Annotated in this window: 17 protein-coding genes; 15 read left to right on the top strand and 2 right to left on the bottom strand. The window is 67.0% G+C overall.

Annotated elements, in window-relative coordinates:
* Positions 1-110: 110 nt before the first annotated feature.
* Together QNN98_RS03060 and QNN98_RS03065 are read left to right on the top strand one after the other, a co-directional pair.
* Positions 111-1286, top strand: a complete 1176-nt coding sequence (locus tag QNN98_RS03060) for a M20 metallopeptidase family protein (RefSeq protein WP_227925566.1) — start codon at positions 111-113, stop codon at positions 1284-1286.
* Positions 1287-1327: 41 nt separating this feature from the next.
* Entirely contained in the window at positions 1328-1789 is a 462-nt protein-coding gene (locus QNN98_RS03065) for a DoxX family protein (protein ID WP_227925564.1), read from the top strand.
* A 12-nt stretch (positions 1790-1801) separates the two neighbouring features.
* On the opposite strand, the gene QNN98_RS03070 is transcribed toward QNN98_RS03065, so the two are convergent.
* The gene (locus QNN98_RS03070) at positions 1802-2356 is read right to left on the bottom strand and encodes a hypothetical protein (RefSeq protein ID WP_283996225.1); all 555 of its coding nucleotides are present in this window, start codon (positions 2354-2356) and stop codon (positions 1802-1804) included.
* 198 nt (positions 2357-2554) lie between these two features.
* On the opposite strand from QNN98_RS03070, the gene QNN98_RS03075 reads away from it, so the two are divergent.
* The 9 genes from QNN98_RS03075 (at position 2555) to QNN98_RS03115 (ending at position 10108) form a co-directional block, all read left to right on the top strand.
* Positions 2555-3259, top strand: coding sequence for an Rv1352/Rv1906c domain-containing protein (locus QNN98_RS03075; RefSeq protein ID WP_283996226.1), 705 nt, complete (start codon positions 2555-2557; stop codon positions 3257-3259).
* A 14-nt stretch (positions 3260-3273) separates the two neighbouring features.
* Positions 3274-3834: a hypothetical protein gene (locus tag QNN98_RS03080; RefSeq protein ID WP_283996227.1), complete on the top strand. Its 561-nt coding sequence runs from the start codon at positions 3274-3276 to the stop codon at positions 3832-3834.
* Positions 3835-3905: 71 nt separating this feature from the next.
* On the top strand, positions 3906-4622 hold the full coding sequence (locus QNN98_RS03085; protein WP_283996228.1) for a DUF6308 family protein: 717 nt from the start codon (positions 3906-3908) through the stop codon (positions 4620-4622).
* 370 nt (positions 4623-4992) lie between these two features.
* The gene (locus tag QNN98_RS03090) at positions 4993-5634 is read left to right on the top strand and encodes an ABC transporter permease (RefSeq protein ID WP_283996229.1); all 642 of its coding nucleotides are present in this window, start codon (positions 4993-4995) and stop codon (positions 5632-5634) included.
* A complete protein-coding gene (locus QNN98_RS03095; protein ID WP_227925557.1) occupies positions 5627-6913 on the top strand; it encodes an ABC transporter ATP-binding protein in 1287 nt (428 codons plus the stop codon). The genes QNN98_RS03090 and QNN98_RS03095 overlap by 8 nt, the downstream gene beginning before the upstream one ends.
* 23 nt (positions 6914-6936) lie before the next feature.
* Complete coding sequence (locus QNN98_RS03100; RefSeq protein ID WP_442860307.1) at positions 6937-7701, top strand: ABC transporter permease; 765 nt, start codon at positions 6937-6939, stop codon at positions 7699-7701.
* Positions 7701-8741 carry a glycine betaine ABC transporter substrate-binding protein gene (locus QNN98_RS03105; RefSeq protein WP_283996230.1) on the top strand — a complete coding sequence of 347 codons (1041 nt, stop codon included), beginning with the start codon at positions 7701-7703 and terminating at the stop codon, positions 8739-8741. Before QNN98_RS03100 ends, QNN98_RS03105 begins: the two co-directional genes overlap by 1 nt.
* 9 nt (positions 8742-8750) lie before the next feature.
* Positions 8751-9413: a DUF6308 family protein gene (locus QNN98_RS03110; protein WP_283996231.1), complete on the top strand. Its 663-nt coding sequence runs from the start codon at positions 8751-8753 to the stop codon at positions 9411-9413.
* 107 nt (positions 9414-9520) lie between these two features.
* Positions 9521-10108, top strand: coding sequence for a DUF3592 domain-containing protein (locus QNN98_RS03115; RefSeq protein WP_283996232.1), 588 nt, complete (start codon positions 9521-9523; stop codon positions 10106-10108).
* Here QNN98_RS03115 and QNN98_RS03120 read toward each other — a convergent pair.
* Entirely contained in the window at positions 10105-10401 is a 297-nt protein-coding gene (locus tag QNN98_RS03120) for an EthD family reductase (RefSeq protein WP_283996233.1), read from the bottom strand. The genes QNN98_RS03115 and QNN98_RS03120 overlap by 4 nt on opposite strands.
* Before the next feature lie 78 nt (positions 10402-10479).
* Between QNN98_RS03120 and QNN98_RS03125 the strand changes: the two genes are divergently transcribed.
* The 4 genes from QNN98_RS03125 (at position 10480) to QNN98_RS03140 (ending at position 13737) form a co-directional block, all read left to right on the top strand.
* Entirely contained in the window at positions 10480-11592 is a 1113-nt protein-coding gene (locus QNN98_RS03125) for an NAD(P)-dependent alcohol dehydrogenase (RefSeq protein WP_283996234.1), read from the top strand.
* Positions 11593-11680: 88 nt separating this feature from the next.
* Complete coding sequence (locus QNN98_RS03130) at positions 11681-12226, top strand: thioesterase family protein (protein ID WP_227911822.1); 546 nt, start codon at positions 11681-11683, stop codon at positions 12224-12226.
* A 92-nt stretch (positions 12227-12318) separates the two neighbouring features.
* On the top strand, positions 12319-12915 hold the full coding sequence (locus QNN98_RS03135; RefSeq protein WP_283996235.1) for a dihydrofolate reductase family protein: 597 nt from the start codon (positions 12319-12321) through the stop codon (positions 12913-12915).
* Positions 12916-12972: 57 nt separating this feature from the next.
* On the top strand, positions 12973-13737 hold the full coding sequence (locus QNN98_RS03140; protein WP_283996236.1) for an IclR family transcriptional regulator: 765 nt from the start codon (positions 12973-12975) through the stop codon (positions 13735-13737).
* The last annotated feature ends 102 nt before the right edge of the window (positions 13738-13839 follow it).

Raw genomic sequence — 13839 nt, forward strand, 5'->3', positions numbered from 1 at the left:
CGGTTTGCCCGCCCAAGGCTGTGCTGGAGTGCAAGGAGTGATTTACTGCGTAGGTAGCGGCAACCGGGTACGGACGGCCGGGCATCAGCGTGGATGACAGGACTCAAAGCATGTTTGTTGAAGAAGCACAGGCCATTCTTCCGGAGCTGGTGGCGCTGCGCCGCAGCCTGCACCGCGAACCGGAGACCGGCCTGGACCTGCCGCTCACCCAGCAGAAGATCCTTGCCGCACTGGAGGGCCTGGACCTGGAAATCACCCTGGGGATGAAGTCCACCTCCGTGGTGGCGGTGCTGCGCGGCGCCGAACCCGGACCGGTGGTGCTGCTGCGCGGGGACATGGATGCCCTTCCGGTGGCCGAGCTGACGGACCTGGACTATGCCTCCACCAACGGCAACATGCACGCCTGCGGGCATGATCTGCATGTGGCCGGGCTGGTCGGTGCGGCCCGGCTGCTCAGCGCCCAGCAGGAAGACCTCTCCGGCAGCGTGGTCTTTATGTTCCAGCCGGGGGAGGAGGGCCACGACGGCGCCAGCGCCATGATCGCGGAAGGCGTGCTCGACGCCGCCGGGCAGCGTCCCGTGGCGGCGTACGGCATCCATGTGCGGCCGGGCCCGCTGGGCGTTTTCCGGACCAAGCCAGGCACACTGATGGCCGGCGCCAACGAACTGCGGATTACCGTCAAGGGCTCCGGCGGGCACAGCTCCCAGCCGCAAACCGCCATTGACCCGGTGCCGGCGCTGACCGAGATCGCCACTGCGCTGCAGACCATGACCACCCGCCGGTTCTCCGCCTTCGACCCGGTGGTGCTCACCGTCACCCAGCTTTCCGCCGGCGAGGCCATCAACGTCATCCCCGATACTGCCAGCCTGGGCGCCTCGGTGCGGACCCTGTCCGAGGAATCCCTGGACCGGGTGATTATCGAATCCAAGGCGCTCGCCGAGGGCATCGCCTCCGCGCACGGCTGCACCGCCGAGGTGGACTTCACCATCCGCTATCCCGTCACCACCAACGACGCCGGCCGCACCCGTGAGGCGGTCACCGGGCTGCGGGAAATCTTCGGAGAGGAGCGGGTGCAGGAATCCCGGGACCCGCTCATGGGCTCGGAGGATTTCTCCCTGATCCTGAACGAAGTGCCCGGCACCTTCATCTTCCTGGGCGCCACCCCGCCGTCGCTCAATCCGGTGACCGCCGCCTGGAACCATTCCCCGCGGGTGGTTTTTGATGACTCGGTGCTGGGAGACCAGGCCGCCGCCCTGGCCCAGCTCGCCTACAACCAGCTGACCTAGGACCGGCCGTGAGCAGCAGCGGTGGTGCTAGCCTCGGCGGGATGATGGAAAAACTCCGGGCCGCCGTCGTCCGCCCCGCCCCGCCGACCTCGAAACCCCGGCGCGCCGGCGCCGTCGCGCTGGGTGCGTTCCTGCTGTTCGCCGGAACCTCGCACCTGACCGTCGCCCGGCAGGAATTCCGGGCCCAGGTCCCGGACTGGGTGCCGCTGGACGAGGACGCGGTGGTGCTGCTCTCCGGCGCGGCCGAGCTCAGCCTGGGCGCCGCACTGATCCTGCTGCGCAAACGCCGGGTGCCCGTGGGTCTGGCTGCTGCGCTGTTCTTTGTGGCGATTTTCCCGGGCAACATTTCCCAGTACGCCACCCACACGGACGCGTTCGGGCTGGACTCGGACCGGGCACGGCTGGTGCGGCTGTTCTTCCAGCCGCCGCTGGTGCTCTGGGCGCTGTGGTCCACCGGGGCGTGGCAGGCGCTGCGGGCGGGAACCGGCGCTCGGCGCTCCTGACGCAAGGGTGGCCTAGGAGCGCCAGGTTTTTGACCAGATGACCTTCTCCTCAACTTCGATGGTGATTGAGGGCGTTCCCACGGGATCGGTTTCGTTCAAGGGCGAGCGTGCGCCCTGCTCCTTGGCCAGGCGGCGTTTTTCCCGGCGGAACCGGCGCTGGGCACGGCGCTGCTTATCCTGGCGCGCCTCCCGTTCGAACTGTTCCGCTTCCCAGTCCCGGTACCACTGCGGGAGCAGCACGGGGCGGAGGAATTTCGGGAGGAAGAACTGGTGCATCATCGCAATGGCGATGCAAACACACCAGAAGGTGGTGAAGACGGCCTCCGAACCGGGAATTCTGACGCCCATCTCCTGCAATCCGATAAGCAGAAAGCATCCGGTGACCCCCAGCCCGCCCCAGAACAGCACGAACCCCAGGCGGGAATGCTTTGCCGTTGACTGCGCTGTCAAAGCCAGCCACGACGTCCACCGGCCGGTGTATGCCCGCAGCCCCATCACAATCATCACCGGACCGAGGCCCAGGGCCGAGGCGCCGATCAGGATGTACGCATACAGGGGTGAGTCCATAGACCGACACTCTAGGGGGCGGTGCGGTCGACGTGCTGAATTTCCGCGGCGGGTTTCTACACCTCAGGCTTAGTGACCACCATCACGGTCCCTGCGGCATACTGCACGCCGCGCTGGGCCGACTGTAAGTATGGGGGCGGTGCCGACGGCGCATAAATGCACCCCGTTTTGGCCCTTCCGCAGAAAAGAACAGCAGCAATGGTGCAGCACCCATCGGACCACACCCCTTCCATCACACCGCCACCACCGCCCGCACCTCCTGTCACGGGCGAACCGGCGGAGACCAGCGGGACGCGCAAGACCCTGAAGGGTGCCAACGCGGCGAAGCGGTCTCCGGCCGGAACCCCGGGCGGGCGGAAAGGCAAGCGGATCTGGCTGGCCGCGGCCGGCGTCGTACTGCTGGCCGGTGGCGCTGTGGGCGGGCACTTCCTGACCGATCCGACGCGCAGCGACGAATACGCGGCAAAGGCAGGCGAGTCCGAACAGCGGCAGGCGCGGCTGGAGAAGTCCCAGAGCGACTACAACGCCATGAAGGCTGACTACAACAAGCTCTCCGCGGGCATCTATTACCGGGAGAAGAAGGTGGGGGAGCGGGAAGAAGCGGTTACCGCGGCCGAAGCTGCCGTGAAGGCGCGCGAAACCGCGGTGACCTCCGCCGAAGCCACCAAGGCAGCCAACACCATCACCGACGGCACCTGGACGGTGGGAAAGACCGTCGCGGCGGGCACTTACACCACGACGACGGACGTCGGCTCGAGCTGTTACTGGGGCATCTACCGCAGCGGCTCCAACGGCGACGACATCATCGAAAACGACATTCCCGGCGGCGGACGCCCGTCGGTGACCATCTCGGAGGGCCAGGACTTCAAGTCCAGCCGCTGCGGAAAGTGGGAGAAGCAGTAATGAAGGAAAATGGCATGACACAGAACCCGGAAAACCTGACACCGCCCGTCGCCGACGGCGGCATGCCGGTGCCGCCTCCTCCGCCCGCGGCGCCGGTGAACACGGCACCGGCCGCACCGTACGTCATGGAGCCATACCGGACAGCGCCCGATCCCGTATCTCCGCGGCGCAACTACGCGTTGTTCGCAGGCGCCGGACTGGTGCTGGGCCTGGGTGCAGGATTCCTGCTCGCGCAGATCGATTTTTCGTCCGAGCCCGAGCCCTCAGTGGCACTGACCGACGCGGTGAGCAGCTGCGGGGTTGAGGACACGACCGGCATCGAACTCGGAGACGAGGGGCAAAGCCTGACGATGGACAGCGAGGGCAAGGAATCCTACGGGGCCGATTTCGCCGACATCACCTGCGTGCTGGATGCCATCGACATTCCGGACAGCGTCAGTAACCGCATGAATGCCACCCGGTCCCTGGACGGCCGGCTGACCGCCGAGTGGGATGAGTTCGCCGCGTCTTGGAGCTACCACCCGGACAGCGGGATGAACGTGGTCATCGAAATCCCGGAACCCAGCGAAGACTAGCTGCAGCCTGCCGGGTGCCGGACACCATTGTCGGTACTATCGGGCCAGTCATTAGACAAACAAACCACCGAATGGGGAACGTCGTGGAATTGCCTGGAATCCTTTCTGAAGACCGCACCGGCGAAGCTGCCAAGCTTCTGAGCCGGTACTACACGGAAAAGGTGATCACCGGTTCAATCCGCACCGGCGCACGCTTTGATTCGTGGGCAGGCGGCGGCGACGCGCCGGCAGTAGCCAACGCCGTCACCTCCGACGACCTGCTGGCACTGGCCTTCCTGGGCGTGGAGGTTAAGGGCCCAGCTGTAGTGGGGTTGCTTGACACCCATGCTGCGGAGATCACCCGGCTGCTGGAGCAGATTCCCACGGACGTCGATATGGCCGATGTGAAACCTCAGGACTTCGAGCGGCTTTACGGTGAGGGCAGCGCCGCCTGGGAGCTGTGGAAGGTGATCCGCGGTTCCAAGGGTGCACGGTGGAAAATGGGATCCACGAAAACCAGCAAGCTGCTGGCCCGAAAGCGGCCCCTGCTGATACCGGTCTGGGATTCCGTGGTCAAGAAAGAGACCCAGCTGAAAGGCTCGCTCACCCAGTGGTCTGATTGGCATGACCTGCTCACCCGGGACGGTGGCTTGGTGGCGGACCGGTTGGATGCAATTCAGCAGCAGGCCAACCTCCCGCACCCCGTCTCCCGGCTCCGCGCCATGGACGTTGTCCTGTGGATGCACGGAACTGACGGAGGGCTTCTGGAGCCGGCAGCCGACGAAGCCGATGATAGTGACGCCGCCTAGCTTCCGGACCGCTGGTTCCTGACCGGATGGCGTTTCCGCTGCCATTCCGGGATTCTCCTGCCAGTTTGGGAAATCCCTGCCGCTATGCAGTGGCAGGGATTTCCCAAACCGGTCGATTTTTCCCAAACCGGCAGGGTTTTCCCCCACCCGCCTCGCCCCCCGCACTGCCCCTCCACCCACCTCCCGCATCCGGCGTCAACCCCGGCCCCGAAACCGGCGCCAAAGCCCCGCGTTGTTCCGCTGCGGGGTCTTTAGGCGCTTAATGTGAGGGTGGTAACGGTAAGTTTGCTTGCTCGTTTTCGCCCCGCCGCCTTCGGGCCGGCGGCGGCTTGGACAAGAAACATACGTACCAAAGTGAAGAGGTCTTGATGTGTGGGAATTCGTGGCGGACAGGTATCCGCAGATCCTGTTCGCCGGATGGCAGCACTTCAGCCTAGTTATTCAATGCCTGGTCCTGGCCACTGTGTTGGCGGTGGTCATCGCTGCACTGGTCTACCGGAACAAGACCCTGACCGGGCTGGCCAACGGCGTTTCCGCCGTCGGGCTGACACTGCCCTCCTTTGCCCTGATCGGCCTGCTGATTGGCCCCGTGGGTTTCGGTGCCACCCCGGCCGTGATCGTGGTGGCGTTCTATGCCACCCTGCCCGTCCTGCGCAACGCCGTGGTGGGGCTGGCCGGTGTGTCGCCCGCCGTCGTCGAATCCGCCCGCGGCATCGGTATGGGCCGGCTGCGTACGCTGCTGCGGATCGAACTGCCGCTCGCCTGGCCGGTCATCCTGGCCGGCGTACGCGTGTCGGCGCAGATGGTGATGGGCATTGCCGCCGTTGCCGCATACGCCCTGGGTCCGGGCCTGGGCGGCTTCATTTTCTCCGGCCTGTCCCGGCTCGGCGGCGCCAATTCCCTGGAATCCGTGGTGGTCGGCGTGGTTGGCGTCATTTTGCTGGCCATGATCCTTGACCTGCTCCTGGTCGGCCTGGGCCGGCTCACAACCCCGCGAGGTATCCGTGTCTGAGACAGAATCCCCCCAAGCTAACGACGGCGGTTCCGTCACCGGAGCCAGCATCCTTTTGGAAGACGTCACCAAGCGTTACCCGGGCCAGGAGAAAGCGGCCGTGGACGGGCTCACCCTGGAAATCCCGAAAGGCAGCATCGTGATGTTGGTGGGCCCCTCCGGCTGCGGCAAAACCACCACCTTGAAAATGATCAACCGGCTGATTGAGCCCACCAGCGGACAGATCATCCTGGGCGGCGAGGACGTCACCGGGATGGACGGCGACCAGCTGCGCCGCGGCATCGGCTACGTGATCCAGGCCGGTGGACTGTTCCCGCACATGACCGTGGCCGCGAACATTGCGGTGGTACCCAAAATGCTGAACTGGGACAAGGCCCGGATCAGCGCCCGGGTGGACGAACTGCTGGAACTGGTCTCCCTGGATCCGGCCGCGTACCGGGACCGGTATCCGAAGGAACTCTCCGGCGGGCAGCAGCAGCGCGTGGGCGTGGCCCGGGCGCTGGCCGCAGACCCGCCGGTGCTGCTCATGGATGAACCGTTTGGCGCAGTGGACCCGATCACCCGCCAGCGGCTGCAGGACGAACTGCTGCACATTCAGTCGGAGCTGCACAAAACCATTGTGTGCGTCACCCACGACTTCGATGAAGCTGTGAAGCTGGGGGACTGGATCGCGATCTTCGAGGAGGGCGCGCACCTGGTGCAGTACGACTCCCCGGAACGGATCCTGGCCAACCCGGCCAACGAGTTCGTGGAAAACTTCATCGGCTCCGGCGCGGGCCTGAAGCAGCTCACCCTGACCCGGGTCAACGAAGTGGACCTGGCCATGCCGGTCACCGCGAACGCCGGGGACCTGGCCAGCGACACCCTTTCCCGGCTGCAGGGCGAAGGCCAGCAGAACGTCGTGGTCCTGGACGGGCGCGGCCGCCCGGTGCAGTGGTTGTCCCGCCGCCAGCTCAGCCGGCTGGACCGGCACACGGACACTCCGGACCTGAAGCTTCCAGTGATCGGCGACCAGGCCACCCTCAACGACGCCCTGGACACCATGCTGGTTTCCAGCACGGGCGCGGCGCTGGTGACCGGGCCGAGGGACCGTTTCCTGGGCCTGGTCACCGTGCAGACGGTCATGGAAGCCATTACCGCCGCGAACGAAGCCGCGCAGCTGGGCTCCTCCGGGGCGCCAGTGGGGATCAACAGCGGCCTCATTGCACGGAACGGCGCGGACGGTTCCGGCACTACGGCCGACGACGCCGGTGCCGCCGCCGGGCGGGGGTCCCGGTGAGCGCGGCCCAGCCGGCGGTCCCGCTGACGGCCCGGACCCATGCCGACACGCAGACCGGCACGGGTCCACAGTCCTGGCGGCCACTGCTGCTGCAGCTGGCAGGCATTGCGGTGGCCTTGGGGCTTCTCATGCTCTGGCTGACCACCGTGGAGCTGAGCGCCACCGAGCGGGCTACCCTGGCACCGGAAGCCCTCTGGGCGTACACCGTGCAGCACCTGCTGCTCACGGGAGTCGCCGCCGTGATTGTGCTGGTGGTGGCCATTCCGCTGGGCATCCTGCTCACGCGCGGTCCGCTGCGCCGCCTGACCGGGCCGGTGATAGCGGTGGCCAACATCGGCCAGGCCGCCCCGGCCATCGGGCTGCTGGTGCTGCTGGCCTTCTGGCTGGGCTTCGGGTTCTGGGCGGCCATTACCGCGCTGGTGGTGTATGCCCTGCTGCCGGTCATGCGCAACACCATGGTGGGGCTGCAGCAGGTGGATCCGCGCATAGTGGAGGCCGGCCGCGGGGTGGGCATGAGTTCCGCCGGGGTGCTGTTCCGCCTGGAACTGCCGCTCGCCGTGCCGGTGATGCTCTCCGGCGTGCGCACCGCCCTGGTGCTGCTGGTGGGTACCGCCACCCTGGCCACGTTCGTCAACGGCGGGGGGCTGGGCATCCTCATTACCACCGGGGTGAACCTGAACCTGGACAAGGTGCTGGTGGCGGGGGCGCTGCTCGTGGCGTTGCTGGCACTGGTGGTCGACTGGATCGGGCGGCTGGTGGAACACGTCGCCCGGCCGAAAGGACTGTGATGGTTCGGCCGAACAATCCCGCCCGCCCAAACCCTGCCCGCCGCCCGTACCTGCGCCGGGCTGCCGGTGCCGCCGCAGCGGGTGCCGCCGCCGTCGGGCTCCTGCTTTCCGGCTGCGGCCTGCAACCGGCTGATTCCTACGTGCCGGACGCCGATCCCGGCCTGATCCAGCCAATCGAGGGCCTGCCGGATCCTGCCCCGCTCACGGTCACCGGCAAGAACTTCACCGAACAGCTGATCCTGGGCAAGATCTCGGTGCTGGCCACCAAGGTTGCCGGGTTCGACGTCACCGACCTGACCAACATTCCCGGCAGCCAGCCGGCCCGCGAACTGATGGTTTCCGGCCAGGCGGACATGACCTGGGAGTACACCGGCACCGGCTGGATTGCCTACCTGGGGCAGACGGAAGGCATAGCGGATAAGCAGGAGATGTGGCAGGCGGTGCATGACGCGGACCTGGCCAACGGGCTGACCTGGGGCGACCCGGCGCCAATGAACAACACGTATGCCTTCGCCATCCGCAGCGAAGCCGCCGAGGAGCTGGGAGTGGACAGCATCTCCGACATTGCCTCCCTGCCTGTGGAGGAGCGAACCTTCTGCCTGGAATCCGAATTCAACTCCCGCCCGGACGGCATGAACCCGATGCTGGAGAAATACGGCATTCCGCGCGGCTCCCCGGACGGGGTGCCGGACGAGAACATCGGCATCTATGACACCGGTGCCGTGTATTCGGCCAGCGACGCCGGGGAATGCAACTTCGGCGAGGTGTTCGCCACGGACGGGCGCATCGATTCGCTGGGGCTGACGGTGCTCGAGGATGACCTCGCTTATTTCCCGGCCTACAACGGTGCTCCGGTCTTCAACACCAAGGCGCTGGAGGAATATCCGGAGCTGGTGGACGTGTTTGCGCTGATCACCCCGCTGCTGACCGATGAGGAGCTGCGGAAAATGAACCTGGAGGTGGACGTCAACGGCCAGGAACCGGCCGAGGTGGCGTACGACTGGATGATATCCAAGGGGCTGATTACCGCTCCGGAATGAGGTGGCCCCGTGGATCTACCGGCAATCCTTGGGCAAAGGAACGTGCAGCAGGCGGCCGGGCTGCTGCGCAGCTATTACACGCGGAAACTGACCTCCGGGCACGTCCGCACCGGCGCGTCCTTCGACACGTGGGCCGGCGGGGGAGACGCGCCCGACACCGTGAACCGGCTGACGGCCGATGACCTGGTGGCGGTCACCCTGCTGGGCGAGGACATCAAGGGCCCGGCCGCCCTGGGTTTGCTGGGCACCTACGCCGCTCCGGTTGCGGAGCTGCTGGAACAAATCCCGGCGGATCTGGACATGGCGGATGTTCCGCCGCAGGACTACATCCGGGTGTACGGCCGGAACAGCGCCGCCTGGCAGCTGTGGGATGTGGTCCGCGGCTATGCGGGCGGACAGTGGCGGATGGGGGCGGCGAAAACCAGCAAGCTCCTGGCCCGGAAGCGGCCGCGGCTGATTCCCATCTGGGATCCGGTACTGGCCCGGGCAGCGGACCTGGACACCTCGCTGACCTACTGGGAAGAGTGGCACCGGCTCCTCACGGCCGACGACGGCGCCCTGGTCCGGCGGCTCGGTTCCGTCCAGGACGCGGCGGACCTGCCGGTGCGGATCTCCGCGCTGCGGGCCATGGACGTCATTCTCTGGATGGATGCCAAGCAGCGCAGCTACTGACGCGCGGGAGCCGGAGGGCACCGGGGCGGCGGTGGTTGGCGGTAGGATCCCACGTGGCAGAAACTGCCGCACTTTTGACAAAAGTACTGATTTCGGGGGGATTTAGTATGACGGTTAACACCGATCCAGGTTTGCCCAGGGAGGACGGCAGCAGCGCCGCCGCCGCCAAGACCGCCAAGACCGCCAAGGGCAAGCACCATCCGCTGACCGACCTGGCCGTGGGGCTGGTGCTGCTGCTTGCGGGCCTCTTTCTCGGCATTGACGATATCTCCGACAGCCATCGGGATCATCAGCTGATATCAATGGGTGTCCAGACGCAGGGCACCGTCACCGAAGTGGTCTTCGAGCACCGACGCAAGAAGGGCGACAAGAAGGTTGTCACCGCTTCCTATCAGGACACCAAGGGACACACGCATTCGGTGACCTACAAGGATCCGTACCGGAGCAAGGAAGAAGGTTCCAAAGCCGAGGTGTCCAAGAAGCTGCGCGGTGCCGGCGTTACTGTCTTTTATGAGCGGTCCAACCCCGGGGAAGCCGTAGTGCAGGGCCAGGAGGCTTCTACTGGCGTGGGCTACTTCATCATTGCGTTCTTTGGCCTCTTGAGCTGCCTTTTCCTGGTGCCGCTGGTCAAGGGCCTGAAGAAAAAGGCGAAACCTGCTGACGAGGGCGCCGGATCGGGAGCTGCGGGCCGCTAGGTTCCGTAGGTAAACACCGTCACCCCGCCGGAGGCGAAGTTGGGGATGTCGGCGTTGGCCAGCTGGCCCTCGGCGGTGGTCATGGCCTCCTGCATGGCCGGCTCGTCGTCGAAATCCGCCTCGAACAGCGCGAAGAACGGAGCCTGTCCCTCCGGGGAGCTGAGCCGCTGGGACTGCCGGAAAGCACGGATACCCGGAATGTTCCGCACCAGCGGCAGATGCACGTCCCGGTAGTGCCGGCGGAACGCGTCATGGTCCAGGGGATGGCCGTAGAGGACAACAAGGGTGTGCATGCCGGGCAGGGTAGCGCGAACGACGGCGGCGGGCACGAGTGGTTCCGGCCCGCGGCCGCAGGGGCTAGGGTCCTGTCTATGTCGCTTACCACCAGCCCCGCTTCCGCCGTTCCGACGCCGGACCTTCCGGCCACCATGCGCGTCTCGGTCCTGCGCGTCCCCGCAGCCCACCCCGGTGCCGACGACCCGGCCGCAGTTCCCGGCACCGAGCACCCCAACACGCTCACCGTCGAGGAACGTCCTGTCCCGCAGCCGGGCGCGGGCGAGGTGCTGGTCCGGGTGGCCGCCGTCGGCGTCTGCGGCAGCGACGTGCACTATTACCGGCACGGACGGATCGGCAGTTTTGTGGTGGAGGATTCGCTGGTGCTCGGGCACGAGGCATCCGGTACCGTCGCCGCCGTCGGGCCCGGCGTGGATCCGGAGCGGATCGGACAGCGGGTGTCCATTGAGCCCCAGAAGCCCTGCCGTAAATGCGGGCAGTGCAAGCAGGGCCGCTACAACCTCTGCCCGGACATGGCGTTCTATGCCACTCCGCCGGTGGACGGCGCCTTCGCCGAATACGTGGTGATCGAGGCGGACTTCGCCCATCCCGTCCCGGACTCCGTCTCGGACGAGGCCGCCGCCCTGCTGGAACCGCTGTCCGTGGGGATCTGGGCCTGCCGAAAGGCGGGCATCGGCCCGGGCCAGCGCCTGCTGGTGGCCGGGGCCGGTCCGGTGGGCGTCATCATTGCGCAGGTGGCGCGGGCCTTCGGGGCCAGCGCCGTCTACGTCAGTGACATTTCCCGGGAACGGCTGGACTTCGCCGCCGGGCACGGCGCCACGCACACCCTGCACGCTTCCCAGCCGGTGGACGGGCTGGGGGCGGACGCGTTTATCGACGCGTCCGGTGCTCCCTCCGCTGTGCGCGCCGGAATCCGGGCGGTAGCGCCGGGCGGCCGGGCGGTGCTGGTGGGCATGGGCGCCGACGACGCCGAGCTGCCGGTGAGCGTGATCCAGAACCGCGAGCTCTGGGTTACCGGAGTCTTCCGCTACGCGAACACCTGGCCCACGGCCATAAGCCTCGCCGCCGAAGGCAGGGTGGACCTGGATGCGCTGGTGACGGATCTGTTCGGCCTCGGGCAGGTGGCGGAGGCGCTCGACGCCGGACGCCGGCCCGAGACGCTCAAGGCACTGGTCCAGCCGTGGCGCTGACGCCGCGGCGGACCTGCTTTTCAGGCCAACCCGCCGCACCGCGCACGAGTCCTTCCGCCTCAAGTTACTGAGCGGTAATATAGCGGCCATGCACCTGATTCTGCGCACCCTGCTGATCCTCTTCCGCGCCCGCCGCCGCTCCAAGCTGGGCTTCTTCGATAACTCCTCGGTGCCCATGCGCGTGCTGCCCACGGACATCGATGTTGCCATGCACCTGAACAACGGCATGTACCTGTCCCTGATGGACCTGGGCCGGTTTGACCTGCTGGTGCGCAGCGGCATGTGGGACATCATGAAGAAGAACAAGTGGAGCCCGGTGGTGAACAACGAGACCATCAGCTTCCGCAAGTCCCTGCAGCTGAACCAGCAGTACAGCATTGAAACCAAGATCATCGGTTTTGATGACCGGGCCATTTACCTGGAACAGCGGATGGTGGCCGACGGCGAGATTTACGCCAGCGCGGTGATCGGCGCCCGCTTCCTTTCCGCCAAGGGCCCGCTGAGCAACGAGGAGATCTTCAAGAAGGTGGGCGCCGTCCCGCCGTCGGACCTGGTCCTGCCCGAGTGGATCAGTGAATGGCGGGCCAGCGTGGCCCTGCCCAGCACCCGCCGGCCCGCCCCGCACATCTGGTAGAACGCCGGCGCGGCCCAGCCGCCGGCAAAACCGTTGACACCCCCGCACCCCGGGCAGAACCTTGAAGCAGCAGGGGAGAACAGGGGTGTCCGGTGAAACTGACAGTTAATGCCTTCCTGACGCTCGACGGCGTGATGCAGGGTCCGGGCAGTGCCGACGAGGACACATCCGGCGGGTTTGCCGGCGGCGGCTGGATGATCAACCACATGGACCCCGCGGTGGCCCGCATTGCTACGGAGTGGTTCGACTTCGGGGACGCGCTGCTGCTGGGGCGGACCACCTACGAGCTGCTCTGGCCCTATTGGCAGGACGCCCTTGACCCGCTGGACCTGGTGGCTGACCACATCAACCGCATGCCCAAGTACTTGGTTTCGGCAACCCTCACGGACCCGGGCTGGAACAACACCCGGCTCATCCGCGGCGACGTGCTGGCCGGTGTGCAGGAGATCAAGGCCCACGGCACGGGCGAGGTCCAGGTGCACGGCAGCTACCAGCTGGCCCGGTCCCTGTACGACGCCGGGCTGGTGGACGGCTACCGGCTGCTGATCCTGCCGGTCACGGTGGGGGCGGGGAAGCGGCTGTTCAACAGCGCGGCCGATCTGGGTGACTACGCCTTGACCCGCAAGGAAACCACGGACTCGGGTGCGCTGGCGGTGACCCTGGTCCACCGGGCAGCGGACTCCTCCTGACGAGAACCCTTTTCCGCCATGCGATAAACTCCCCGCAGATCGTCGGAAGGGTCAACAATGGCTGAACGTGCCGCCGGGGCCGGCGTGCAGTCGGTGGAGCGCGTTTTCGAACTGTTGGAACTGATTGCCGATGCGGGCGGGGCCGTGTCGCTGAGTGAACTCGCCGGGTCCGCCGGGCTGCCCCTGCCCACCATCCACCGGCTGCTGCGCACCCTGGTGGGCCTGGGCTACGCGCGGCAGCTGCCCAACCGCCGCTACGCGCTGGGCCCGAAGCTGATCCGGCTGGGGGAGGGCGCCAACCAGCAGCTCGGCGCGCTGGCCATGCCGCAGCTGAAGCAGCTGGTGGACGCGCTGGGGGAGACCGCCAATATGGCGGTGCTCGACGCCGACATGGTGGTTTACGTGGCCCAGGTCCCCTCCCCGCACGCCATGCGGATGTTCACGGAAGTGGGCCGCCGCGTGCATACCCATGACACCGGCGTTGGCAAGGCCATCCTGGCCCAGCTGCCCGAGGAGAAGGTCCGCAGTTTGGTGGCCCGGGCCGGGATGCCGACCCCCACCGGGCACAGCATCGGCAGTGCGGAGTCGCTGCTGGCGGACCTGGACCGGATCCGGGAGCGCGGATACTCGGTGGACGAGCAGGAACAGGAGCTGGGGGTGCGCTGCTTCGCCATGGCCGTGCCCGATGCCCCCGCGCCCGCCGCCGTCTCGGTCTCCGGGCCGGTGTCCCGGGTGGACGCGGCCTTTGCGGAACGGGCGGTGCCGGCGCTGCGCAGCGCGGTGGAGCAGATTTCCGCTGAGCTGAACCGCGCGGCGGGCTAGCGGGCCCGCCAACACCGCACCGAACACGCGGCAGTACGGGGAAGGGCCGGTACCCCAGCGGCCGGACCGGCCCGTCCCGTTGGGGTGGGAGGTGATTCGGTG

This window comes from Arthrobacter sp. zg-Y1143 (genome assembly GCF_030125565.1).
GTDB lineage: Bacteria > Actinomycetota > Actinomycetes > Actinomycetales > Micrococcaceae > Arthrobacter_B.

Excerpts from the sequence above, each read along its gene's own strand:
- QNN98_RS03060 (WP_227925566.1), top strand. The coding sequence starts at position 111 with ATGTTTGTTGAAGAAGCACAGGCCATTCTTCCGGAGCTGGTGGCGCTG.
- QNN98_RS03065 (WP_227925564.1), top strand. The coding sequence starts at position 1,328 with ATGATGGAAAAACTCCGGGCCGCCGTCGTCCGCCCCGCCCCGCCGACC.
- QNN98_RS03070 (WP_283996225.1), bottom strand. The coding sequence starts at position 2,356 with ATGGACTCACCCCTGTATGCGTACATCCTGATCGGCGCCTCGGCCCTG.
- QNN98_RS03075 (WP_283996226.1), top strand. The coding sequence starts at position 2,555 with ATGGTGCAGCACCCATCGGACCACACCCCTTCCATCACACCGCCACCA.
- QNN98_RS03080 (WP_283996227.1), top strand. The coding sequence starts at position 3,274 with ATGACACAGAACCCGGAAAACCTGACACCGCCCGTCGCCGACGGCGGC.
- QNN98_RS03085 (WP_283996228.1), top strand. The coding sequence starts at position 3,906 with ATGGGGAACGTCGTGGAATTGCCTGGAATCCTTTCTGAAGACCGCACC.
- QNN98_RS03105 (WP_283996230.1), top strand. The coding sequence starts at position 7,701 with ATGGTTCGGCCGAACAATCCCGCCCGCCCAAACCCTGCCCGCCGCCCG.
- QNN98_RS03115 (WP_283996232.1), top strand. The coding sequence starts at position 9,521 with ATGACGGTTAACACCGATCCAGGTTTGCCCAGGGAGGACGGCAGCAGC.
- QNN98_RS03120 (WP_283996233.1), bottom strand. The coding sequence starts at position 10,401 with ATGCACACCCTTGTTGTCCTCTACGGCCATCCCCTGGACCATGACGCG.
- QNN98_RS03125 (WP_283996234.1), top strand. The coding sequence starts at position 10,480 with ATGTCGCTTACCACCAGCCCCGCTTCCGCCGTTCCGACGCCGGACCTT.
- QNN98_RS03130 (WP_227911822.1), top strand. The coding sequence starts at position 11,681 with ATGCACCTGATTCTGCGCACCCTGCTGATCCTCTTCCGCGCCCGCCGC.
- QNN98_RS03140 (WP_283996236.1), top strand. The coding sequence starts at position 12,973 with ATGGCTGAACGTGCCGCCGGGGCCGGCGTGCAGTCGGTGGAGCGCGTT.